Annotated in this window: 22 protein-coding genes; 14 read left to right on the forward strand and 8 right to left on the reverse strand. The window is 51.7% G+C overall.

Annotation, left to right across the window (positions count from 1 at the left end):
• The first annotated feature begins 184 nt into the window (after nucleotides 1-184).
• Nucleotides 185-1,729, forward strand: a complete 1,545-nt coding sequence (gene malF, locus FEK50_RS16475) for a maltose ABC transporter permease MalF (protein ID WP_131162673.1) — start codon at nucleotides 185-187, stop codon at nucleotides 1,727-1,729.
• 13 nt (nucleotides 1,730-1,742) lie between these two features.
• The gene (gene malG / locus FEK50_RS16480) at nucleotides 1,743-2,633 is read left to right on the forward strand and encodes a maltose ABC transporter permease MalG (RefSeq protein WP_001252058.1); all 891 of its coding nucleotides are present in this window, start codon (nucleotides 1,743-1,745) and stop codon (nucleotides 2,631-2,633) included.
• A gap of 94 nt (nucleotides 2,634-2,727) precedes the next feature.
• Here the strand turns inward: malG and psiE are convergent, their stop codons facing one another.
• Entirely contained in the window at nucleotides 2,728-3,138 is a 411-nt protein-coding gene (gene psiE / locus FEK50_RS16485; protein WP_000202902.1) for a phosphate-starvation-inducible protein PsiE, read from the reverse strand.
• A 213-nt stretch (nucleotides 3,139-3,351) separates the two neighbouring features.
• Here psiE and FEK50_RS16490 point away from each other — a divergent pair, with 213 nt between their 5' ends.
• Nucleotides 3,352-3,630 (forward strand): periplasmic protein, encoded by a 279-nt coding sequence (locus tag FEK50_RS16490; protein WP_001295279.1) that lies wholly within the window; start codon nucleotides 3,352-3,354, stop codon nucleotides 3,628-3,630.
• A gap of 46 nt (nucleotides 3,631-3,676) precedes the next feature.
• Here the strand turns inward: FEK50_RS16490 and FEK50_RS16495 are convergent, their stop codons facing one another.
• The 5 genes from FEK50_RS16495 to pgi all read right to left on the reverse strand — a co-directional run bounded on the left by FEK50_RS16495 (nucleotide 3,677) and on the right by pgi (nucleotide 9,547).
• Nucleotides 3,677-5,773 (reverse strand): YjbH domain-containing protein, encoded by a 2,097-nt coding sequence (locus tag FEK50_RS16495; RefSeq protein WP_000745767.1) that lies wholly within the window; start codon nucleotides 5,771-5,773, stop codon nucleotides 3,677-3,679.
• A complete protein-coding gene (locus tag FEK50_RS16500; protein WP_131162674.1) occupies nucleotides 5,773-6,510 on the reverse strand; it encodes a capsule biosynthesis GfcC family protein in 738 nt (245 codons plus the stop codon). The genes FEK50_RS16495 and FEK50_RS16500 overlap by 1 nt, the downstream gene beginning before the upstream one ends.
• Nucleotides 6,507-7,145 carry a YjbF family lipoprotein gene (locus FEK50_RS16505; protein ID WP_131162675.1) on the reverse strand — a complete coding sequence of 213 codons (639 nt, stop codon included), beginning with the start codon at nucleotides 7,143-7,145 and terminating at the stop codon, nucleotides 6,507-6,509. Before FEK50_RS16505 ends, FEK50_RS16500 begins: the two co-directional genes overlap by 4 nt.
• A 91-nt stretch (nucleotides 7,146-7,236) precedes the next feature.
• Nucleotides 7,237-7,479: an exopolysaccharide production protein YjbE gene (yjbE, locus tag FEK50_RS16510; RefSeq protein ID WP_000757333.1), complete on the reverse strand. Its 243-nt coding sequence runs from the start codon at nucleotides 7,477-7,479 to the stop codon at nucleotides 7,237-7,239.
• Between the two features lie 418 nt (nucleotides 7,480-7,897).
• Nucleotides 7,898-9,547 (reverse strand): glucose-6-phosphate isomerase, encoded by a 1,650-nt coding sequence (gene pgi / locus FEK50_RS16515; protein WP_000789986.1) that lies wholly within the window; start codon nucleotides 9,545-9,547, stop codon nucleotides 7,898-7,900.
• Between the two features lie 293 nt (nucleotides 9,548-9,840).
• Here pgi and lysC point away from each other — a divergent pair, with 293 nt between their 5' ends.
• Entirely contained in the window at nucleotides 9,841-11,190 is a 1,350-nt protein-coding gene (gene lysC / locus FEK50_RS16520; protein ID WP_130224367.1) for a lysine-sensitive aspartokinase 3, read from the forward strand.
• Nucleotides 11,191-11,227: 37 nt separating this feature from the next.
• Here lysC and FEK50_RS16525 read toward each other — a convergent pair whose 3' ends face one another.
• Nucleotides 11,228-12,016: a nucleotidyltransferase domain-containing protein gene (locus tag FEK50_RS16525; RefSeq protein ID WP_131162351.1), complete on the reverse strand. Its 789-nt coding sequence runs from the start codon at nucleotides 12,014-12,016 to the stop codon at nucleotides 11,228-11,230.
• 303 nt (nucleotides 12,017-12,319) lie between these two features.
• Here FEK50_RS16525 and FEK50_RS16530 point away from each other — a divergent pair, with 303 nt between their 5' ends.
• Entirely contained in the window at nucleotides 12,320-12,592 is a 273-nt protein-coding gene (locus FEK50_RS16530; protein WP_001207629.1) for a DUF3811 domain-containing protein, read from the forward strand.
• On the opposite strand, the gene rluF is transcribed toward FEK50_RS16530, so the two are convergent.
• Nucleotides 12,593-13,465, reverse strand: coding sequence for a 23S rRNA pseudouridine(2604) synthase RluF (gene rluF, locus FEK50_RS16535; RefSeq protein WP_130218604.1), 873 nt, complete (start codon nucleotides 13,463-13,465; stop codon nucleotides 12,593-12,595).
• A 348-nt stretch (nucleotides 13,466-13,813) separates the two neighbouring features.
• Here rluF and FEK50_RS16540 point away from each other — a divergent pair, with 348 nt between their 5' ends.
• The 9 genes from FEK50_RS16540 (at nucleotide 13,814) to pepE (ending at nucleotide 21,328) form a co-directional block, all read left to right on the forward strand.
• Nucleotides 13,814-14,761, forward strand: a complete 948-nt coding sequence (locus FEK50_RS16540; RefSeq protein ID WP_130259460.1) for a sugar-binding transcriptional regulator — start codon at nucleotides 13,814-13,816, stop codon at nucleotides 14,759-14,761.
• Nucleotides 14,762-14,831: 70 nt separating this feature from the next.
• A complete protein-coding gene (locus tag FEK50_RS16545; RefSeq protein ID WP_131162352.1) occupies nucleotides 14,832-15,638 on the forward strand; it encodes an SDR family oxidoreductase in 807 nt (268 codons plus the stop codon).
• Between the two features lie 9 nt (nucleotides 15,639-15,647).
• Entirely contained in the window at nucleotides 15,648-16,055 is a 408-nt protein-coding gene (locus FEK50_RS16550; protein ID WP_131162353.1) for a mannose/fructose/sorbose PTS transporter subunit IIA, read from the forward strand.
• Complete coding sequence (locus FEK50_RS16555; protein WP_130205757.1) at nucleotides 16,055-16,549, forward strand: PTS system mannose/fructose/N-acetylgalactosamine-transporter subunit IIB; 495 nt, start codon at nucleotides 16,055-16,057, stop codon at nucleotides 16,547-16,549. Before FEK50_RS16550 ends, FEK50_RS16555 begins: the two co-directional genes overlap by 1 nt.
• A 65-nt stretch (nucleotides 16,550-16,614) precedes the next feature.
• Nucleotides 16,615-17,412: a PTS mannose/fructose/sorbose transporter subunit IIC gene (locus FEK50_RS16560; protein ID WP_000406332.1), complete on the forward strand. Its 798-nt coding sequence runs from the start codon at nucleotides 16,615-16,617 to the stop codon at nucleotides 17,410-17,412.
• Nucleotides 17,413-17,422: 10 nt separating this feature from the next.
• Entirely contained in the window at nucleotides 17,423-18,247 is an 825-nt protein-coding gene (locus tag FEK50_RS16565; RefSeq protein ID WP_131162354.1) for a PTS system mannose/fructose/sorbose family transporter subunit IID, read from the forward strand.
• Between the two features lie 51 nt (nucleotides 18,248-18,298).
• Nucleotides 18,299-19,528, forward strand: coding sequence for an L-sorbose 1-phosphate reductase (gene sorE / locus FEK50_RS16570; protein WP_131162355.1), 1,230 nt, complete (start codon nucleotides 18,299-18,301; stop codon nucleotides 19,526-19,528).
• On the forward strand, nucleotides 19,521-20,333 hold the full coding sequence (locus FEK50_RS16575; protein WP_131162356.1) for a shikimate 5-dehydrogenase: 813 nt from the start codon (nucleotides 19,521-19,523) through the stop codon (nucleotides 20,331-20,333). The genes sorE and FEK50_RS16575 overlap by 8 nt, the downstream gene beginning before the upstream one ends.
• A gap of 305 nt (nucleotides 20,334-20,638) precedes the next feature.
• Entirely contained in the window at nucleotides 20,639-21,328 is a 690-nt protein-coding gene (gene pepE / locus FEK50_RS16580) for a dipeptidase PepE (protein ID WP_130261152.1), read from the forward strand.
• The last annotated feature ends 67 nt before the right edge of the window (nucleotides 21,329-21,395 follow it).

The following is a 21,395-nucleotide window of genomic DNA, read 5'->3' on the forward strand; positions in this document are numbered from 1 at the left end:
TAGGCCTGATAAGACGCACCAGCGTCGCATCAGGCAGTTGTTGCCGGATGCGGCGTAAACGCCTTATCCGGCCTACGAAGCCGAAACGTATGTAGGCCTGATAAGACGCACCAGCGTCGCATCAGGCAGTTGTTGCCGGATGCGGCGTAAACGCCTTATCTGTCCTGGAATGAGGAAGAACCCCATGGATGTCATTAAAAAGAAACATTGGTGGCAAAGCGACGCGCTGAAATGGTCAGTGTTAGGTCTGCTCGGCCTGCTGGTGGGTTACCTTGTTGTTTTAATGTACGCACAAGGGGAATACCTGTTCGCCATTACCACGCTAATTTTGAGCTCAGCGGGGCTCTATATTTTCGCCAATCGTAAAGCCTACGCCTGGCGCTATGTCTACCCGGGAATGGCCGGGATGGGGCTATTCGTCCTCTTCCCTCTGGTCTGCACCATCGCCATCGCCTTCACCAACTACAGCAGCACCAACCAGCTTACCTTTGAACGCGCTCAGGAAGTTCTGTTGGACCGCGCCTGGCAGGCAGGGAAAACCTATAACTTTGGTCTTTATCCCGCTGGTGATGAGTGGCAACTGGCGCTCACCGACGGCGAAACCGGCAAAAATTATCTCTCCGACGCCTTTAAATTTGGCGGCGAGCAAAAACTGCAACTGAAAGAAAGCGCCACGCAGCCTGAAGGCGAGCGTGCGAATCTGCGCGTGATTACCCAGAATCGTCAAGCCCTGAGCAACATTACCGCCATTCTGCCGGATGGCAACAAAGTGATGATGAGCTCCCTGCGCCAGTTCTCCGGCACTCAGCCGCTGTACACATTAGGCGATGACGGTACGCTGACCAATAACCAGAGTGGCGTAAAATATCGTCCAAACGACCAGATTGGTTTTTACCAGTCCATCACTGCTGACGGCAACTGGGGTGACGAAAAACTCAGCCCGGGTTATACCGTGACTACTGGCTGGAAAAACTTTACCCGCGTCTTCACCGACGAAGGGATCCAAAAACCGTTCCTTGCAATTTTCGTCTGGACCGTAGTGTTCTCACTTATCACCGTCTTTTTAACGGTGGCGGTCGGCATGGTGCTGGCGTGTCTGGTGCAGTGGGAAGCGTTACGCGGCAAAGCTGTCTATCGCGTCCTGCTGATTCTGCCCTACGCGGTGCCATCGTTTATTTCAATTTTGATTTTCAAAGGATTGTTCAACCAGAGCTTTGGTGAAATCAACATGATGTTGAGCGCGCTGTTTGGTGTGAAGCCCGCCTGGTTCAGCGATCCAACCACCGCCAGAACGATGCTGATTATCGTCAACACCTGGCTGGGTTATCCGTATATGATGATCCTCTGCATGGGCTTACTGAAAGCGATTCCCGACGATCTGTATGAGGCCTCAGCGATGGATGGCGCAGGCCCGTTCCAGAACTTCTTTAAGATTACGCTACCGCTGCTGATTAAGCCGCTCACACCGCTGATGATCGCCAGCTTCGCCTTTAACTTTAATAACTTCGTGCTGATTCAACTGTTGACCAACGGCGGCCCGGATCGTCTTGGCACGACCACGCCAGCCGGTTATACCGACCTGCTCGTTAACTACACCTACCGTATCGCCTTTGAAGGCGGCGGGGGTCAGGACTTCGGTCTGGCGGCGGCGATTGCCACGCTGATCTTCCTGCTGGTCGGTGCGCTGGCGATTGTGAACCTGAAAGCCACGCGAATGAAGTTTGATTAAGGGAGATAACAAAATGGCAATGGTCCAACCGAAATCGCAAAAAGCACGTTTGTTTATTACTCACCTGCTACTACTACTTTTTATCGCGGCAATTATGTTCCCGCTGCTGATGGTCGTCGCCATCTCGCTGCGCCAGGGGAACTTCGCGACCGGTAGCCTGATCCCGGAGCAAATCTCGTGGGATCACTGGAAACTGGCGTTAGGTTTTAGCGTTGAACAGGCTGATGGCCGCATTACGCCACCGCCATTCCCGGTACTGCTGTGGCTGTGGAACTCGGTGAAGGTCGCCGGTATTTCCGCGATTGGTATTGTGGCGCTCTCCACCACCTGCGCTTATGCCTTCGCCCGTATGCGCTTCCCTGGCAAAGCGACGCTGCTGAAAGGGATGCTGATTTTCCAGATGTTCCCGGCAGTACTCTCACTGGTGGCGTTGTATGCGTTGTTTGATCGTCTGGGTGAATACATTCCGTTCATCGGCCTGAATACTCACGGCGGCGTGATCTTCGCGTACCTGGGGGGGATTGCGCTGCACGTCTGGACGATTAAAGGCTATTTCGAAACCATCGATAGCTCGCTGGAAGAAGCAGCAGCGCTGGATGGTGCGACACCGTGGCAGGCCTTCCGCCTCGTCCTGTTGCCATTATCTGTACCGATTCTGGCGGTGGTGTTCATCCTGTCGTTTATCGCTGCCATTACCGAAGTTCCGGTCGCGTCGTTGTTACTGCGTGACGTGAACAGTTACACCCTGGCCGTGGGTATGCAGCAATACCTCAACCCGCAAAACTACCTGTGGGGCGACTTTGCTGCCGCTGCCGTGATGTCTGCATTACCCATCACCATCGTCTTCTTGCTGGCTCAACGCTGGCTGGTTAACGGCCTGACGGCAGGTGGTGTGAAAGGTTAAAGATGTTGTTCTGCCAATGTTATGCCGCTAGACCCTCAACTTACGTTATCCTAACTTGTGACTGTTATTCGGCGCTCTTCGGAGCGCCTCTTTTTTACTCCCGCTTCAGCCGTTTCGAATTACATAACCACAGGGTGATCACCAGCAACAGGATCGCAGCCGAGTAGATCAACACATCCAGCGGCGATTTATGATCGACGATGATCAAGCGCACAATGGCGGTGATCCCGATATAGACAAAGTAACGTAGCGGGAAGTGAAAACCGGACTGAAAGTACTTCACAATCAGCGCGATAAATTCGAAATAGAGAAAGTAAACCACCAGTCCTTCCACCAGCTCATATTTGCTGGTTTGTTCTGGCGCGAACAGCACATCAGCCAGATGCACCGTTTCTTTGCCAAGGAAGACAACCAAAATCAGGCCGAGACACAGCAGGCCAAGATTGAGTACGGTCTGCAAAATGGTGGAGATAAACTCCACGCGCGGGCGAGAGAGTGACGTCATAGCAGTACCTCCTTCACAGTGGCGAGCTTCCTGTATAACGTAAAAATGTGACGGAGATCTATATTTTTTGTGTATGTTTTGTTCAGCTCAATTAAGTGGGCATCTCCCATCAACGTCGCATCTGGCAAAACACACAGTCCAAAAAATCACCCATTCAGGTGATTCTCAGCCACCAATAATGCGCGAAAAATCGACAATGTTCCTCTGGAACAAATGAAACGTAACCTGATAAAGGTGGTAAAAATGAAGCCTTATTTTGCTGCTTTGATGTTATCAGTCTCTGTTCTTCCTGCTTATGCCGGTCCGCTCGGTACTGCTGATAAAGCCGACCTACCGCAAAGCAATGTCTCCAGCCCAATGATGGCCCAGTCGCTCAGGCAACCAGACCTGCAACCCATATCGACGGACAGGAAGACAGAATGTTTTCGCCTTTACACACCAGATCGCAAACCAGGGGTGAACTGCGTTCCTGATGGCTCAACAGGCCATTAAGAATGAGGGTGCCAGTGATTGCGAAAACTGGCACCTTTCCCATGACTTAGCGGAAATTCACGCTACGGTCGCTGGTCATATCATACAACTGGAACTTACGCCCAAGTTGCTGACCCCCGTCACGCGTCAGCGGCGTCCAGCCAATTGCCGCACGGCTACGTGTCGGGCCAGACGAGAAGAGATCCAGCGGTACAGAGACATACACACCTTTGGTGAAGTCCCCTTCGCCGTACTCCTCTTTCGAAACGTTGGTGATCGTGGCATAGCCGCCAACCACCACGCCGCTGTCAAAGCGTTTAGCGATCTCCAGCGTGCCGCCTTTATCGCCCGCCAGATACTGCCCGACGCTCGCTTTCACTAACACATCCTGAGCGAAAGATGGCGTCCAGTACGCGGTCAGATGTCCGGTTTTCACGCTGTAGTCGGTGAATTTCATCATATCTTTTGCACTACGCCAGTCGCGCTGTTTAACGTAGTTGGCATCCAGACCAAACGCCCAGTTGCTGTCCAGCGGACGATACAACACTTCTGCCCCCGCACCGCCAAACATGGTTTCGAGATAACCTCCATAGACCTGACCGTAGAAGCCGTTGCCCAGATGCTGGAAGTAGTTGGCTTGCAGGTTATTCACATAGACATCGTTCTGCACATACTCGCGCACATGGGTACGAACGCGCGGTAAGTGCGAGTCCTGCGGCGGATTGGTGTAGTTAAACTTGTCGTAGTTGTTAGCCAGGTTAGCAAACAGGCTGCCGGTGGTCAGCAGATGGTCCGTCAGCCACAAATCTGCCGTTCCCATCACGCCCAGCTGATACATGTAAAAGTTTTCCGGGCCACCGACCGACTGGTTCAGCACTGGATCGATATGGAAATCAAAGCGCGATTTGTCGATATACCAGCCCTGCTCGGTGGACTTCGGAACCACCGGCTCGACGCGTTTTTGCGCCAGCTTCGTTTCGTGGCCCAACGGCTCTCCGGCGAGATGATTTTTCAGGCTGGCGACATCGGTTTCCGTCGTCACCTGTGGCATGTTAAGGCGATTCTCCGTAATGCGGATCGTTTTGATCCCATCCGGCAGATCGTTCATCACGATCCGATTAGCACGGATGATCCCTTCGCGCGAATCACGATATTTCACCTGCTCGCCGGTAACATACAGCGTATCGCCTTTCGCCTGGATCTGCGGATCGGCAAGTCCGGCGTTGTATTTCAGCAACGTTAACTGATTCGCCACCACCGAGTGCTGCAAAATGGCATCCTGCGGCTGCGGTTGATATTGCGGGCGGGCGTTATCGTTGTAAGACGGGCGCAGATCGTTAAAGTTGGTGCGCAGCGTGACGCCAAACATAAAGGTGTTGCCACGTTCATAGCTAAGGTTAACGTCGGCCCAATCGGTAACGCGATAAATCGCCCCGACGTTAAACTTACTTTTTTGCTCCAGCTTACCGGCAAAATCCTGCTGATAATTATTGCCTTCATACTCCAGTTTCAGGCGCAGCGGTTGCCAGGGCGTCTGGTATTCCACGCCGCCAAACAGTGAGGCAGGACCGTGGAACATCTGGCTACCGTCGATAGATCCCGCCTGTTTGTAGCTGTTATCGCGATAGCAATATTTATCACTGGCTGAACAGAGCGGATTTTTCACATTACCGCTGGTGCCCAAATATCCCCAGCCCAGGCCGAGCGTAAAATCGAACGGTCCCCAGGCTTTGCTGGCAACAAGATATTCCGCATCAAACAGCCCCGTACCGCCGATATCCCGCGCACCAACCGCCACTTGCGGCAGCCAGTAACTCTCTTCCCACAAACGCAGTTTGAGATCGAAGGCTTTATCTTTATACGTTTGATCACCAGAGAACGCTTCGACGCTGCTGTACTGCCGGGTGCGCACGTCGGTGTAACGCAGCGTCGTTTCCAGCCACGGGAAGAGTTGCACTGAAGCTGAGTAATAACGGTACTGATCGTTATCGCGATAGTTCAGACTCAACTCCCCTTCCCGCGCCATGCGAGCCGTGGGCGTTTGTAATAAACCGACGCCACCGAAATCCGACTGCGACGGACCAATGGGCGCAGGATATGTTTCGCCGTAGCAAGCTGTGCTAATGCCCAGCGCCAGTAAGCTAAGCAGATGTCTTTTTTTCATTATTGAGGTATCCGCTGCGTCAGAGTCTGAAGAATGTCGGCGTTAAGGGCATCAGGCGTCTCACTCCAGACGGAGTCTGCGAGGCCAACATAAATAATGCTGCCGGGCATCGGCTCTACGTGACGCTTGTTCCAGTAAGCCACCGGCGCTTTTTGCGTGCGTCCGTCCGGGTAAACCACCCACGCGTAGCTACGATCCGCACCGCTAAGCAGGCTCTGGTCAGAGAGATAGCTCGCCACGTCGCGACCTGGAGTGAATGGCTGATTGCCAGGACGGCTGACAAGCCCGAACAACGTGACCGTGGACGGCGGTGGTCCGACCCACAGCGTGTAGTTGCCCTGCAACGGTGGGTTAGCGCGTTCGGCAACGCGCACGATATCGGGATCAAGATTGATTTTTTGCCTGCCCGTCACTTTCAACGCCTGAATTTGCTGGCGTAAGGCGTTAATCGCAGCGGCATCGTCAGCGCTGGAGTCTGCGGTTAGTTCTGCCAGCCGTGTCAGCAACGCCTGCTGCTGACGCAATGCTGCCGCCGTTGCCAGCTCTTCGCTGATCACCGCACCAGTCCACCAGCTGTTTGCCAGCCGCGGTTGGCCTACCAGATCGATTAAATGCTCTGCGCCCGTCAGCGTTTTGGCCTCACTGCTGCCATTGCTGAACACCTTGACGGTTCCCGCCGCGAAGACTGATGACGCCCCCGCACTCAAAAGCAACGCGACAATAGTTTGTTTAATCATTGTTTTGCCGCCTTGATGAGAGTGGTTTTCACCGGGAAATAATCCGCGCCAATATACTGTTCCGACTGGCGAATTTGCCCTTCGCTGTCGATCCAGTAGCGGTTATGCCAGCGCGCCTGGTCGGTGGAGACTTCTTCGTCCAGCACACGAACCGGGGTTTCATCGCTGCCGACTTTAACGGTATCGGTGCCATCCCATTTGAAGACTGAGCGTGCGGTGGCGTAGCGTACCTGCTGGTACTCAGTCCAGCCCATCGTGCGCGTCCATGTTGCACCATCAACAATTTGTGCGGGTTTAATCAGCGGGTCGGCGACAAGGTTATTCACTTCAATCAGGTTGTCGCCGCCAAGCAAAGTCTTCACCAGACGACCATGTTGTGTGACGAGAGTGGCCTGATCCTGAGTGACCCATTTTTTTTGTCCGTCTTCAGCGAAGGCCAGCACCACAAATAACTGCGGCCCGCCATTAAGCTGCATGTACTGGCTGGCGTAGGGCATATTTTGAATATCATCGTCCGTCAGCTGTACGCCTGGCGTGCCGAACAGACTGTCCCACAATGAATTGCCCAGCTCTTTAGTCGTGGCTGAACAGGCCTGTAATAACAGGCAGATAAGAATGAGTGCAGGTCGCTTCACGACTCTTCTCCAGAGGGGCAGAATAACCACACCGGAGTGTGGTTATGGTTAATCCCCGTCATACTGAATTATTTTGGGGATACATACGTTATTACTGGGTACTGGTGGTCGTGGTTGTGGTGGTCCCGGTATTAGAACCATCACCCCCACCGGTTGCCGCGAGCGCGACACCCACCGCCGAGCTTACGGTGCTGACGCTGGTCGCGGAGGAACTACCCGCTGAAACCGACGTTGCTGCCGACCCTGCCGCTTCGCCCACCTGTACAGGTGCAGCCCACGCAGAAGTCGCCGCAAGCGCAGATATGGCAAAAATGCCATACAGAACTTTTTTCATAACAATTTCCCTTCATTGAATGAATGGAGATTTACCCAAAAACATTTCGGGCGGGATCGAGTATACACAACTAAAGCATGCGAATTACGGCGCGGGGAATTAGTGATGGGGTTTTAGGATAATTGGAATGAATATCAAATATAAGCTTTAACTTATATATAAATAAGATTAAAAATCATTAAGTTAAAATAAAACAAAAAGTGATTGATCTGCGTATTTTCCGAAATCATTACAGACTAAAAATCTATTTTAGGATTAACCTCACGGTATGATTTTCGTTAAATCTCCGACAAGGGGATTTATCTGATAAAACAATGCCGACTTATAGTCGGCATTGTTATTAAGGCTATTTAATCAATCGTGCTATGTATTAATTGCCGAATACGATGTACATATCGGCATCATGCATGCACGATGATTAACCGCGCCACGCTTTATAGCGGTTAATCAGACCATTGGTCGAGCTATCGTGGCTGCTGATTTCTTTATCATCTTTCAGCTCTGGCAGAATACGGTTCGCCAGCTGTTTACCCAGTTCAACGCCCCACTGGTCGAAGGTGAAGATGTTCAGGATCACGCCCTGAGTAAAGATTTTGTGCTCATACAGCGCAATCAACGCACCCAGGCTGAACGGAGTGATTTCGCGCAGCAGGATAGAGTTGGTCGGGCGGTTACCTTCGAACACTTTGAACGGCACCACGTAGTCAAGCGTTGCCGGATCTTTACCCTGATCGCGATATTCCTGCTCAACCACTTCACGGGATTTACCAAACGCCAGTGCTTCGGTCTGAGCGAAGAAGTTAGACAGCAGTTTCTGGTGATGATCAGAGAGCGGGTTATGGGTGATAGCCGGAGCGATGAAATCGCACGGTACCATTTTGGTTCCCTGGTGGATCAGCTGGTAGAACGCATGCTGACCGTTAGTGCCTGGTTCACCCCAGATAATCGGGCCAGTCTGGTAATCCACTACGTTACCGTTACGGTCAACATACTTACCGTTGGATTCCATATTGCCCTGCTGGAAGTACGCCGCAAAACGGTGCATATACTGGTCATACGGCAGAATCGCTTCAGTTTCCGCGCCAAAGAAATTGTTGTACCAGATGCCAATCAGCGCCAGCAGTACAGGCAGATTTTTCTCGGCAGGCGTAGTGGAGAAATGCTTGTCCATCGCGTGTGCGCCAGAAAGCAGTTCAACGAAATTATCAAAGCCGATAGAGAGAACAATCGACAGACCAATCGCTGACCACAGGGAGTAACGACCGCCGACCCAGTCCCAGAACTCGAACATGTTGGCGGTATCAATACCAAACTCGCCAACGGCTTTGGCATTGGTGGAGAGCGCCGCAAAGTGTTTCGCAACGTGTTTTTCATCACCTGCCGCTTTCAGGAACCAGTCACGCGCGCTATGGGCGTTGGTCATGGTTTCCTGAGTAGTGAAGGTTTTAGATGCTACCAGGAACAGCGTGGTTTCTGGGTTTACTTTTTTCAGCACTTCCGCGATGTGAGTGCCATCAACGTTAGAAACAAAGTGCATGTTCAGGTGGTTTTTGTAAGGGCGCAGTGCTTCAGTCACCATGTACGGGCCGAGGTCAGAACCGCCGATCCCAATGTTCACCACGTCAGTGATTGCTTTGCCGGTATAACCCTTCCACTCACCAGAAATAATCGCTTCTGAGAAGGTTTTCATCTTCTCCAGCACCGCGTTGACTTCCGGCATAACATCTTTGCCATCAACCAGAATCGGGGTATTGCTACGGTTACGCAGCGCCACGTGCAGTACGGCACGGTTTTCGGTGCGGTTGATCTTCTCGCCAGAGAACATCGACTTAATCGCGCCCGCCAGATCGCACTCTTTCGCCAGATCCTGTAATTTCGCCAGCGTCTCTTCAGTGATGCGGTTTTTGGAGTAATCCACCAGCATCTGATCGTCGAAGGTTGCGGAGAACTTAGAAAAACGATCGCCGTCTTTAGCAAAAAGATCGGCGATCGTAACGTCTTTCATTTCATCGAAGTGTTTCTGTAGTGCCTGCCAGGCCGCGGTCTGCGTTGGATTGATGTTTTTCATTAGCAATACTCTTCTGATATTGAGAATTGTGACTGTGGAAGATTGTAGCGCCAGTCACAGAAAAATGTGATGGTTTTAGTGCCGTTAGCTCAGCTAACCACTGAAGAGGATAAAAAGTGTAGACGTTATAAGCACAATTTCTGACCACGCCCGCTGCATGAATAATCCGCATAATCCCAGCGTTGACACACTCCCCTACACCTTTTATTTATAAATACGGTCTGCGCCTGCACCGGTTTCTGTTTTGCCTTTGTGCCAAGGTCGCTTCTTTCATTCCCTGACACGAGGTTGTTATGCCCGATATTGTTGTCTCCAAATTTGGTGGTACTAGCGTGGCTGATTTCGACGCCATGAACCGCAGCGCCGACATTGTGCTTTCTGATGTGAATGTGCGTTTAGTTGTGCTTTCTGCTTCTGCGGGCATTACCAATCTGTTGGTTGCACTGGCTGAAGGTCTGGAACCGGTTGAGCGTTTCGAAAAACTCGATGCCATTCGCAATATTCAGTTCGCCATTCTGGAGCGCCTGCGTTACCCGAACGTCATCCGTGAAGAGATTGAACGTTTGCTGGAGAACATTACCGTCCTGGCCGAAGCTGCTGCACTGGCAACCTCTCCAGCACTAACTGATGAACTGGTCAGCCACGGCGAACTGATGTCTACCCTGCTGTTTGTGGAGATTCTGCGTGAACGCAATGTTCAGGCCCAGTGGTTCGATGTGCGTAAAGTGATGCGCACAAACGATCGCTTTGGCCGCGCGGAGCCAGATATTGCTGCGCTGGCAGAACTGTCTGCGCTGCAACTAACCCCACGTCTCAGCGAAGGTTTAGTCATCACCCAGGGCTTTATTGGCAGTGAAAGTAAAGGGCGCACCACAACGCTTGGTCGCGGCGGTAGTGACTACACGGCGGCACTATTGGCAGAAGCGTTAAACGCTGCTCGCGTCGATATCTGGACAGATGTGCCGGGGATTTATACTACCGACCCACGCGTCGTGCCTGATGCCAAACGAATTGATGAAATCGCCTTTGAAGAAGCAGCTGAAATGGCAACCTTTGGTGCCAAAGTACTTCATCCGGCAACCTTACTGCCTGCAGTTCGCAGCGATATCCCGGTGTTTGTCGGTTCAAGCAAAGATCCGCGTGCTGGCGGTACTTTGGTGTGTAATAAAACCGAAAATCCGCCGTTGTTTCGTGCGCTGGCTCTGCGTCGCAAACAAACGCTATTAACCCTGCATAGCCTGAATATGCTGCATTCTCGCGGCTTCCTCGCGGAGGTTTTCGGCATTCTCGCACGGCATAATATTTCGGTGGATTTAATTACTACGTCAGAAGTGAGCGTGGCATTAACTCTCGACACTACCGGTTCAACGTCAACTGGCGATACGTTGCTGACACAATCGCTGCTGATGGAGCTTTCAGCTCTGTGCCGGGTAGAAGTGGAAGAAGGCCTGGCGCTGGTGGCTCTGATTGGTAACGACCTGTCAAAAGCCTGTGGTGTTGGCAAAGAGGTGTTTGGCGTACTTGAACCGTTCAACATTCGCATGATTTGCTACGGCGCTTCCAGTCATAACCTGTGCTTCCTGGTGCCAGGCGAAGATGCGGAACAGGTGGTGCAGAAACTGCATAGTAATTTGTTTGAGTAAAAACAGTGCGGCCCGGATGATACTTGCCGGGCCGAATTTATTCTCCCATCACTGTCGCCATCAACAACCTATCCAGCTCCCTGGCATCACCATCCCTACTATCCGGTAACACAGGCGGAATTTCCCCACGCGCCAGTTCCGCATGGATAAACGCATGTAGCAATGGACGGCGTGGGCCATATTCCGCTTCACCCGCACGCTGTTTACGTTCCAGCAACTCATCTATTTCTGCGCGTAAGGCCGCATCCAACTCACTTCCCACCAGCAATTCGGAAAAACGCATTGGCGGTACGCCTTTTCCCGCTTCGACCCAGCGCACGGCCAGCAGCGGACGCAGCACATAAAAGTATTTTTTCAGCCGAACTTCATCGCCCTGCAAATAGCCGCGGAAGTTTTTCTGCGCCATCGAATAGTAATGCCAGCGCGCACGCAACGGAGAAAACCACGTTGGGACCATTGCCTTAAGCGCCGTTATCGTCTCTTCATCTTGCTGATAGACCACCGGTGAATCCAGCCATTCAATTAGCGTCGGGTTCGCACCTTTCAGCAATCCCAGCGCTTTGCGCCATTCCCAACCGGAAACATCTAACTCGTCGTCGATAGGCAGTTCGATAACATCGCGTGGTGACTCTACCCGCAGATACCATTCCAGCGGATGAACATACAAAAACCGCACATCGTAATCGCTGTCGGGCGAAGCAAATCCCCAGCCGCGACTCCCCGATTCGCAGGCGTACAGCACTTTCACGCCATAGCGACGTTCAATTTCCTTTAACTGCTGCGATACCCGTTCACGCATCGCAGCACTGACTCCATTTAATGGCATTTGACTCATCCTTTGATATTAACTACCCCGAACAAGACCACTGAAAACAGAGATGTTATCAATGAGATAGCGTTATTGCGAGAAACAGGCCAGAAGTAAAATTACAACTTTAACGTATTGAATAACAAAGAATTAATTAAATTTTATAAGTTAGCGGTCATTTATTTTCGTTAAATTTTTATCTGTATTTATCGCCAATTATCTAAGCAGATAAAAATAAAGAGAAGGCAAATGAATCTTATCAGTTCTGCTTGCAAATAAATTCCCGTACACTGAACTATCCGATTAACTGAGGGCACCATCATGGCACTCCCCCGTATTACTCAAAAAGAGATGACTGAGCGTGAACAGCGCGAACTGAAGACGCTGCTGGATCGCGCGCGTATTGCACATGGTCGCGTGCTGACCAACGCCGAAACCAACAGCATTAAGAAAGAGTACATCGATAAATTAATGGTTGAGCGTGAGGCTGAAGCGAAAAAAGCCCGCCAGTTGAAGAAAAAGCAGGCTTATAAACCGGATCCTGAAGCGTCATTCAGTTGGTCGGCAAATACGTCGACGCGCGGCAAACGCTGATTAACGACCTTTTTTCTTCCGCCCCGGCGAGGCGAAACGCTTGCCGTTTGATGCCGGGCGGCCACCTTTCTCCGCCGTTTTTTCTACCTTCACCACCGGGCGTTTGATGCCTGCCGTTTTCGGTTTGGCCTTCGCTTTGGGCTTCGCCTCGGAAGAGGAATTTTCAATGAGCTTAAAGAGATCGATAAGCTCGTCGTCGGTTAAATCGCGCCATTCTCCCAGCGGAATGCCGCTTAAGCTGACGTTCATAATGCGCGTACGTTCCAGCTTTTTCACTTCGTAGCCAAAGTGCTCGCACATGCGACGGATCTGACGGTTCAGCCCCTGCACCAGGGTAATGCGGAAGACAAACGGCGCTTCTTTTTTGACTTTGCACTTTTTAGTCACTGTCCCGAGGATTGGCACCCCCGCACTCATGCCGCGAATAAACTCCTCGGTAATCGGTTTATCGACCGTCACCAGATATTCTTTCTCATGATCGTTACCCGCGCGGAGGATCTTATTCACCAGATCGCCGTGGTTGGTGAGGAAAATCAGCCCCTGGGAATCTTTATCCAGGCGACCAATCGGGAACACGCGTTTGCTGTGGTTAACGAAATCGACAATGTTATCGCGCTCGCCATCTTCGGTGGTGCTGACAATACCGACGGGCTTGTTCAGGGCGATAAGAACCAAATCTTCGGCTTCCCGAGGCTCAATCAACTGACCGTTTACTTTTACAACGTCGCCGGGTTTCACCTGATCGCCAATGGTGGCACGCTTGCCATTAAGGAACACATTGCCTTGCTCGATGTAGCGATCCGCTTCGCGGCGTGAGCAAATTCCGCTTTCGCTGATGTATTTATTTAAACGGACTGATGAGTCGGGCAGCATAAATTCTCCTGTAAAACGCGGAATATACCGTACCTCTTAGCGGGGAAAAACAGGGTTATGCGGCAACGTCGAAATTAAATGTGATCTGCCGCGCCTTTTATCACAAAAGTGTCACCAGAAGCCTGATGCAAATTTGCCTGGCGAAAACCAGGATAATCAACCTATTACGAATCTCTGCACACCTGTGCTGATGACTGCTACGCAAAGAAACAAATGTGCAAGATAAAGCGCCATTTCAACCCAAACAAAGAGTGAAAAATCGCTTTTAAAGGTCACCATGATGGAGTTATATCAGATCAAGCGGTTAAAAAGCATATTTGCACAAATGTGCAAAATCAGGAGGCGGCGATGGAAAACAGTGACGATATCCGTTTGATTGTGAAGATTGCCCAACTCTATTACGAACAGGACATGACGCAGGCGCAAATCGCCCGCGAACTGGGTATTTATCGGACCACCATCAGCCGCTTACTTAAACGGGGCCGCGAACAGGGAATTGTCACCATCGCCATCAACTATGACTACAACGAAAACCTCTGGCTGGAGCAGCAACTGAAGCAAAAGTTTGGTCTGAAAGAAGCTGTGGTGGTATCAGGGCGCGATGAAGAGGAAGACGCTCAGTTGGCGGTAATGGGGTTACACGGCGCGCAATTGTTAGATCGTTTGCTGGAACCTGGTGATATTGTTGGTTTTTCCTGGGGCCGCGCGGTGAGCGCACTGGTTGAAAACTTGACGCAGGCGGGGCAATCGCGGCAGTTAATTTGCGTGCCGATTATTGGCGGCCCGTCCGGTAAACTCGAAAGCCGCTATCACGTAAACACATTAACCTACAGCGCGGCGGCAAAGCTGAAAGGGGAATCGCATCTCGCAGATTTTCCAGCTCTGCTGGATAACCCCTTAATTCGTAATGGGATCATGCAGTCTCAGCACTTTAAAACCATCTCAGCCTACTGGGATAATCTGGATGTCGCCCTGGTGGGGATTGGCTCACCGGCTATTCGCGATGGCGCCAACTGGCATGCATTTTATGGCGGCGAAGAGAGTGACGACCTGAATGCCCGTCAGGTTGCCGGTGATATTTGCTCGCGCTTTTTTGATATTCACGGCGCAATGGTTGAAACGAATATGAGCGAAAAAACGCTCTCTATCGAAATGAATAAATTAAAGCAGGCGCGGTATTCCATTGGTATTGCTATAGGTGAAGAGAAATATAGCGGAATTATTGGCGCACTGCGTGGAAAATATATTAATTGTCTGGTAACGAATAGCAGCACAGCGGAACTATTACTGAAATAAAAATCTTCCCGATGTTTACCGTAATAAAAAATTACGGCGGGCCTCTATTACCTAAAATCAGGAGTCTGTTATGCAAACGTGGTTAAATTTGCAGGATAAAATCATTATTGTCACCGGTGGCGCATCCGGTATTGGTCTGGCGATTGTGGATGAATTATTAGCACAAGGCGCGAATGTACAGATGGTCGATATTCACGGTGGCGATGGTCAATATGAAAGTCATAAAGGTTATCAGTTCTGGCCGACCGATATTTCCAGCGCCAAAGAGGTAAATCATACGGTAGCGGAAATTATTCAGCGTTTTGGTCGCATCGACGGTCTGGTCAATAACGCCGGGGTCAACTTCCCGCGTCTGCTGGTCGATGAGAAAGCGCCTGCCGGACAGTATGAACTCAACGAAGCCGCATTCGAAAAAATGGTCAATATCAACCAGAAAGGCGTTTTTCTGATGTCGCAGGCAGTGGCGAGACAGATGGTCAAACAACATGATGGGGTGATTGTGAATGTCTCCTCGGAAAGTGGGCTGGAAGGCTCAGAAGGCCAAAGCTGCTACGCCGCGACCAAAGCCGCGCTCAATAGTTTCACGCGCTCCTGGTCGAAAGAGCTGGGTAAACACGGTATCCGTGTGGTCGGTATCGCGCCGGGAATTCTGGAAAAAACCGGGCTGCGCACGCCGGAATATGAAGAAGCGCTGGCGTGGACGCGCAATATCACCGTCGAACAGTTGCGGGAAGGCTACACCAAAAATTCCATTCCTATTGGGCGTTCCGGAAGATTAGCGGAAGTGGCTGATTTTGTTTGTTATCTGCTGTCTGAACGCGCCAGCTATATCACCGGAGTAACCACTAACATTGCCGGCGGCAAAACGCGCGGGTAAGGAGGCTTTATGGTCAATGCCATTTTTTGCGCCCACGGCAAATTAGCTTGCGCCATGCTGGAATCGGTTCAGATGGTGTACGGCGACGCCAATGTTGAGGCAGTTGAATTTGTGCCCGGCGAGAACGCCGGAGACATCGTGGCAAAGCTGGAAAAGTTAGTGAGTATTCACAATCATGACGAGTGGTTAATCGCCGTGGACTTACAGTGCGGCAGCCCGTGGAACGCGGCGGCAACGCTTGCGATGCGTAATCCGCGCCTGCGGGTAATCAGCGGCCTTTCCCTGCCGCTGGCGCTCGAACTGGTCGATAACCAGGACAGCATGAACGTTGATGAACTGTGTGAACACCTGACGCAAATCGCAAAGCAAACCTGCGTTGTCTGGAAACAACTGGCAACGGCAGAGGAGGATTTCTGATGAACATTACGCTCGCCCGCATTGATGACCGCCTAATCCACGGCCAGGTCACTACCGTCTGGTCGAAAGTAGCTAACGCCCAGCGCATTATTATCTGCAATGACGAGGTGTATAACGATGAAGTTCGCCGGACATTATTGCGTCAGGCCGCCCCGCCGGGAATGAAAGTTAACGTGGTCAATATTGAAAAAGCCGTCGCGGTGTATCACAACCCACAATATCAGGACGAAACCGTATTTTATCTTTTTACCCGACCTCAGGATGCCTTAGCGATGGTTCGCCAGGGAGTAAAAATAGGCACCCTGAATATTGGCGGCATGGCCTGGCGACCCGGTAAAAAACAGTTAACCAAAGCAGTTTCATTAGATGACGATGATATTAACGCATTTCATGAGTTAAATAATCTTGGCGTCACGCTGGATTTACGCGTTGTAGCGTCAGATCCTTCAATCAATATTATCGACAAAATAAAAGAACAGTTAGTCGCAAATTAAATAATAGCGCCTGTGTACATATGCTTTAACAGGCAGGGATGACGACACTTAAAAGGTGACAAATCATGGAAATAAGTACCCTACAAATCATTGCCATATTTCTTTTTTCCTGTATTGCAGGAATGGGCAGCGTGCTGGATGAATTTCAGACTCATCGCCCGTTAATTGCCTGTACGGTGATTGGTTTAATTCTCGGTGATTTAAAAACCGGAATTATGCTCGGTGGTACGCTGGAATTGATAGCTCTCGGCTGGATGAACGTCGGCGCGGCGCAATCTCCGGATTCTGCACTCGCCAGCATAATCTCCGCCATTCTGGTTATCGTTGGTCAGCAAAGCATCGCCACCGGTATCGCCATCGCGTTGCCTGTGGCTGCGGCAGGCCAGGTGCTGACGGTGTTTGCCCGCACCATCACCGTTGTGTTCCAGCACGCGGCGGATAAAGCAGCGGAAGAAGCGCGGTTTCGCACTCTCGATATTCTGCATGTCTCCGCGCTTGGCGTGCAGGCACTGCGCGTTGCGATTCCGGCACTGATTGTCTCGCTGTTCGTCAGCGCCGATATGGTGAGCAATATGCTGAGCGCCATTCCCGAATTTGTAACCCGTGGATTGCAGATTGCTGGCGGTTTTATCGTGGTGGTCGGTTACGCCATGGTGCTTCGCATGATGGGCGTGAAATATTTGATGCCTTTCTTTTTCCTCGGTTTCCTCGCAGGTGGCTACCTCGATCTCAGTCTGCTGGCGTTCGGTGGCGTCGGCGTGATCATGGCCCTGCTCTACATCCAGCTAAATCCACAGTGGCGTAAAGCTGAACCACATCCCCAGACCACCACTATCACCGCCCTTGACCAACTTGATGATTAACGGAGCCATCATGGAACAGAGAAAAATTACACGCAGCGATCTGGTGAGCATGTTTCTGCGCTCCAACCTGCAACAGGCGTCCTTCAACTTTGAACGCATTCATGGGCTGGGCTTTTGTTACGACATGATCCCCGCCATCAAGCGACTCTACCCATTAAAAGAGGATCAGGTTGCGGCGCTCAGGCGACACCTGGTGTTCTTCAATACCACGCCAGCCGTATGTGGTCCGGTCATCGGCGTGACCGCCGCCATGGAAGAAGCGCGGGCCAACGGTGCAGAAATTGATGACGGCACCATTAACGGCATCAAAGTTGGCCTGATGGGACCATTGGCAGGGGTTGGCGATCCACTGGTCTGGGGAACCCTACGCCCGATTACCGCCGCGCTCGGCGCATCTCTGGCTCTTTCTGGCAACATTCTCGGCCCACTGCTGTTCTTCTTTATTTTCAATGCAGTACGTCTGGCAATGAAATGGTATGGGCTGCAACTGGGCTTTCGTAAAGGCGTGAATATCGTCAGCGATATGGGCGGTAATTTGCTGCAAAAACTGACTGAGGGCGCATCGATTCTCGGACTGTTTGTGATGGGCGTGCTGGTCACCAAATGGACGTCGATCAACGTGCCGTTGGTAGTTTCGCAAACGCCTGCCGCCGATGGCTCCACCGTCACCATGACCGTGCAGAACATTCTCGACCAACTTTGCCCTGGTTTGCTGGCGCTCGGTCTGACGCTGCTGATGGTGCGTCTGCTCAACAAAAAAATTAACCCGGTATGGCTGATTTTCGCCCTGTTTGGTTTAGGGATTATCGGCAATGCGCTGGACTTCCTGTCCTGATTCTTCGCCCCGGCGCAACCGTCGGGGCCATCGTTCAACACGAGGTGGTTTATGAAAACAACAGCTCTGCGTCTTTATGGTAAACGTGATTTACGCCTGGAAACCTTTGATCTTCCTGAAATGCAGGAGGATGAAATCCTCGCGACGGTGGTTACCGACAGCCTGTGCCTCTCTTCCTGGAAAGAGGCCAATCTGGGTGAAAACCATAAAAAAGTACCCGACGATGTGGCGACCAATCCCATCATCATCGGCCATGAATTTTGCGGCGATATTCTGGCCGTGGGTAAAAAGTGGCAGCACAAATTTCAGCCGGGCCAGCGCTATGTGATTCAGGCCAACCTGCAACTGCCGGAAAGCCCGGACTGCCCCGGTTACTCTTTCCCGTGGGTGGGCGGTGAAGCCACACATGTGGTTATCCCAAATGAGGTTATGGAACAGGATTGCCTGCTGGCATACGACGGCGAAACCTACTTTGAAGGCTCGCTGGTTGAACCGCTTTCCTGCGTGATTGGCGCGTTCAACGCCAACTATCATCTTCAGGAAGGTAGTTATAACCACACGATGGGGATTCGCCCGCAAGGGCGCACACTGATCCTCGGCGGCACCGGACCAATGGGACTGTTAGCGATTGATTATGCGCTGCATGGGCCTGTTAACCCGTCGCTGCTCGTTATTACCGATACCGACAATAACAAATTGAGTTATGCACGGCAGCACTATCCATCAGAACCGCAAACACTGATTCATTATCTCAATGCCGCCGATGCAGCATTTGATACGTTAATGGCACTGAGTGGCGGTCACGGCTTCGATGATATTTTCGTCTTTGTGCCTAATGAAGGACTGGTGACTCTCGCCTCTTCCTTGCTGGCGACAGATGGTTGTCTGAATTTCTTCGCCGGACCGCAGGATAAGCACTTCAGCGCGCCAATTAATTTCTACGATGTGCATTATGCCTTTACTCATTACGTTGGCACATCGGGCGGCAATACCGATGACATGCGTGCGGCGGTCAAACTGATCGAAGAGAAAAAAGTGCAGGCCGCAAAAGTGGTAACACATATTCTTGGGCTGAATGCTGCGGGCGAAACCACGCTTGAATTGCCTGCCGTCGGCGGCGGCAAAAAACTGGTGTATACCGGGAAAGACCTGCCGCTGACGTCACTCACGCAGATTCAGGATCAAGCACTGGCGGCAATTCTGACGCGTCATCAGGGAGTATGGTCCGGTGAGGCGGAGCAATATCTGCTCACTCATGCAAAGGCAATCAGCCATGATTAATCGCGATACTCAACTGTGCATGTCGCTGGCCGGTCGCCCCGGCAACTTCGGCACACGTTTTCACAATTATCTGTATGAAAAGCTGGGGCTGAATTTCATCTACAAAGCGTTCGCCACCCAGGATATTGAGGCGGCGGTGAAAGGTGTTCGCGCATTAGGTATCCGCGGCTGTGCCGTGTCGATGCCGTTTAAAGAAAGCTGTATGCCCTTTCTCGATGCGATCGATCCGTCAGCGAAAATCATTGATTCAGTGAATACCATCGTGAATGACGGCGGCAGGCTGACCGGGTTTAACACCGACTACATTGCGGTGAAAAACCTGATTATTCACCACCAGCTCAATAGCGCCGCACGCGTGATGATTCGCGGCAGTGGCGGCATGGGCAAAGCGGTGATTGCCGCCTTTCGCGACGCGGGGTTTACCGATGTCATCATCGCCGCCCGCAACCACGAGAGCGGCCCGGCGCTGGCGAAGCAGTATGGCTTCCAGTGGCAACCGCAGCCAGAAGGAATCGACTGCGACATTCTGGTTAACGTTACCCCCGTTGGCATGGCTGGCGGTAAAGAGAGCCATGAGCTGGCCTTCAGCGAGGCAATGATCTCTACGGCAAGCGTCGTTTTTGACGTCGTGGCATTGCCACCGGAAACGCCGCTCATTCGTCTGGCGCAGCAGCTTGATAAGCAGACGATCAGCGGCGCAGAGGTGATTGCTTTACAGGCCGTCGAGCAGTTCGCGATGTATACCGGTGTGCGACCTGATGCGCGGCTGATTACTGAAGCGGCACAATTTGCACGAGAAGGATAAGAAACATCAGCGCATTAAGGGGCGCTCTGATTGGTGGCAAAGTGCACGTTGTTCATGCCGGATGCGACGCAAACACCTTATTCGGCCTACAAAATCGCGAAAATTCAAGATATTGCGATTAGCTTGTAGGCCTGATAAGCGTAGCGCATCAGGCAATCTTACGTTTGTCATCAGCCTCAGCGCCTTGTTTGCTAACCGTCTTCAGAACGCCTGGTACAATGTGTGACATCGTGAGCCACGTCAGTAAGTGGTTAAATTTGCAGTGGTAGCATTCCTTCCGTGTTTTCTTACTAACCGGAGAAGTAATGGAACTGCTTTTATTGAGTAACTCGACGCTGCCGGGTAAAGCCTGGCTGGAACATGCACTGCCGTTGATTGCTGAACAGTTGCAAGGTCGCCGTTCAGCGGTGTTTATTCCTTTCGCTGGCGTAACGCAAACCTGGGATGATTATACGGCCAAAACGGCTGCGGTCCTTGCCCCACTTGGCGTTTCTGTCACCGGTATTCATAGCGTGGCCGATCCTGTTGCCGCGATTGAAAATGCTGAGATCGTGATTGTCGGCGGCGGCAACACTTTCCAGTTGCTGAAACAGTGCCGCGAGCGCGGGCTGCTGGCACCCATTGCCGACGTAGTAAAACGTGGCGCGCTGTATATCGGCTGGAGTGCAGGCGCTAACCTTGCTTGCCCAACTATCCGCACCACCAACGATATGCCGATTGTCGATCCGCAAGGTTTCGATGCGCTGAATCTGTTCCCGCTGCAAATCAACCCGCACTTCACCAACGCGTTGCCGGAAGGCCATAAAGGGGAAACGCGCGAGCAGCGTATTCGCGAACTGCTGGTCGTCGCGCCAGAACTGACCATTATTGGCCTGCCGGAAGGTAACTGGATCACGGTGAGTAAAGGTCACGCTACGCTGGGCGGCCCGAATACCACTTATGTATTTAAAGCTGGTGAGGAAGCGGTGCCGCTGGAAGCGGGTCACCGTTTTTAAGTGAATTGCCGGATGCATGATCCGGCATCTTGTACATAGTGCCTGATGCGACGCTTGACGCGTCTTA

The organism is Escherichia sp. E2586, assembly GCF_005781105.1.
Classification (GTDB): domain Bacteria; phylum Pseudomonadota; class Gammaproteobacteria; order Enterobacterales; family Enterobacteriaceae; genus Escherichia.

Excerpts from the sequence above, each read along its gene's own strand:
- pepE (WP_130261152.1), top strand. The coding sequence starts at position 20,639 with ATGGAACTGCTTTTATTGAGTAACTCGACGCTGCCGGGTAAAGCCTGG.
- lysC (WP_130224367.1), top strand. The coding sequence starts at position 9,841 with ATGCCCGATATTGTTGTCTCCAAATTTGGTGGTACTAGCGTGGCTGAT.
- pgi (WP_000789986.1), bottom strand. The coding sequence starts at position 9,547 with ATGAAAAACATCAATCCAACGCAGACCGCGGCCTGGCAGGCACTACAG.
- FEK50_RS16560 (WP_000406332.1), top strand. The coding sequence starts at position 16,615 with ATGGAAATAAGTACCCTACAAATCATTGCCATATTTCTTTTTTCCTGT.
- malG (WP_001252058.1), top strand. The coding sequence starts at position 1,743 with ATGGCAATGGTCCAACCGAAATCGCAAAAAGCACGTTTGTTTATTACT.
- yjbE (WP_000757333.1), bottom strand. The coding sequence starts at position 7,479 with ATGAAAAAAGTTCTGTATGGCATTTTTGCCATATCTGCGCTTGCGGCG.
- rluF (WP_130218604.1), bottom strand. The coding sequence starts at position 13,465 with ATGCTGCCCGACTCATCAGTCCGTTTAAATAAATACATCAGCGAAAGC.
- psiE (WP_000202902.1), bottom strand. The coding sequence starts at position 3,138 with ATGACGTCACTCTCTCGCCCGCGCGTGGAGTTTATCTCCACCATTTTG.
- FEK50_RS16565 (WP_131162354.1), top strand. The coding sequence starts at position 17,423 with ATGGAACAGAGAAAAATTACACGCAGCGATCTGGTGAGCATGTTTCTG.
- FEK50_RS16530 (WP_001207629.1), top strand. The coding sequence starts at position 12,320 with ATGGCACTCCCCCGTATTACTCAAAAAGAGATGACTGAGCGTGAACAG.
- FEK50_RS16555 (WP_130205757.1), top strand. The coding sequence starts at position 16,055 with ATGAACATTACGCTCGCCCGCATTGATGACCGCCTAATCCACGGCCAG.
- FEK50_RS16545 (WP_131162352.1), top strand. The coding sequence starts at position 14,832 with ATGCAAACGTGGTTAAATTTGCAGGATAAAATCATTATTGTCACCGGT.
- sorE (WP_131162355.1), top strand. The coding sequence starts at position 18,299 with ATGAAAACAACAGCTCTGCGTCTTTATGGTAAACGTGATTTACGCCTG.
- FEK50_RS16550 (WP_131162353.1), top strand. The coding sequence starts at position 15,648 with ATGGTCAATGCCATTTTTTGCGCCCACGGCAAATTAGCTTGCGCCATG.
- FEK50_RS16495 (WP_000745767.1), bottom strand. The coding sequence starts at position 5,773 with ATGAAAAAAAGACATCTGCTTAGCTTACTGGCGCTGGGCATTAGCACA.
- FEK50_RS16500 (WP_131162674.1), bottom strand. The coding sequence starts at position 6,510 with ATGATTAAACAAACTATTGTCGCGTTGCTTTTGAGTGCGGGGGCGTCA.
- malF (WP_131162673.1), top strand. The coding sequence starts at position 185 with ATGGATGTCATTAAAAAGAAACATTGGTGGCAAAGCGACGCGCTGAAA.
- FEK50_RS16525 (WP_131162351.1), bottom strand. The coding sequence starts at position 12,016 with ATGCCATTAAATGGAGTCAGTGCTGCGATGCGTGAACGGGTATCGCAG.
- FEK50_RS16490 (WP_001295279.1), top strand. The coding sequence starts at position 3,352 with ATGAAACGTAACCTGATAAAGGTGGTAAAAATGAAGCCTTATTTTGCT.
- FEK50_RS16575 (WP_131162356.1), top strand. The coding sequence starts at position 19,521 with ATGATTAATCGCGATACTCAACTGTGCATGTCGCTGGCCGGTCGCCCC.
- FEK50_RS16540 (WP_130259460.1), top strand. The coding sequence starts at position 13,814 with ATGGAAAACAGTGACGATATCCGTTTGATTGTGAAGATTGCCCAACTC.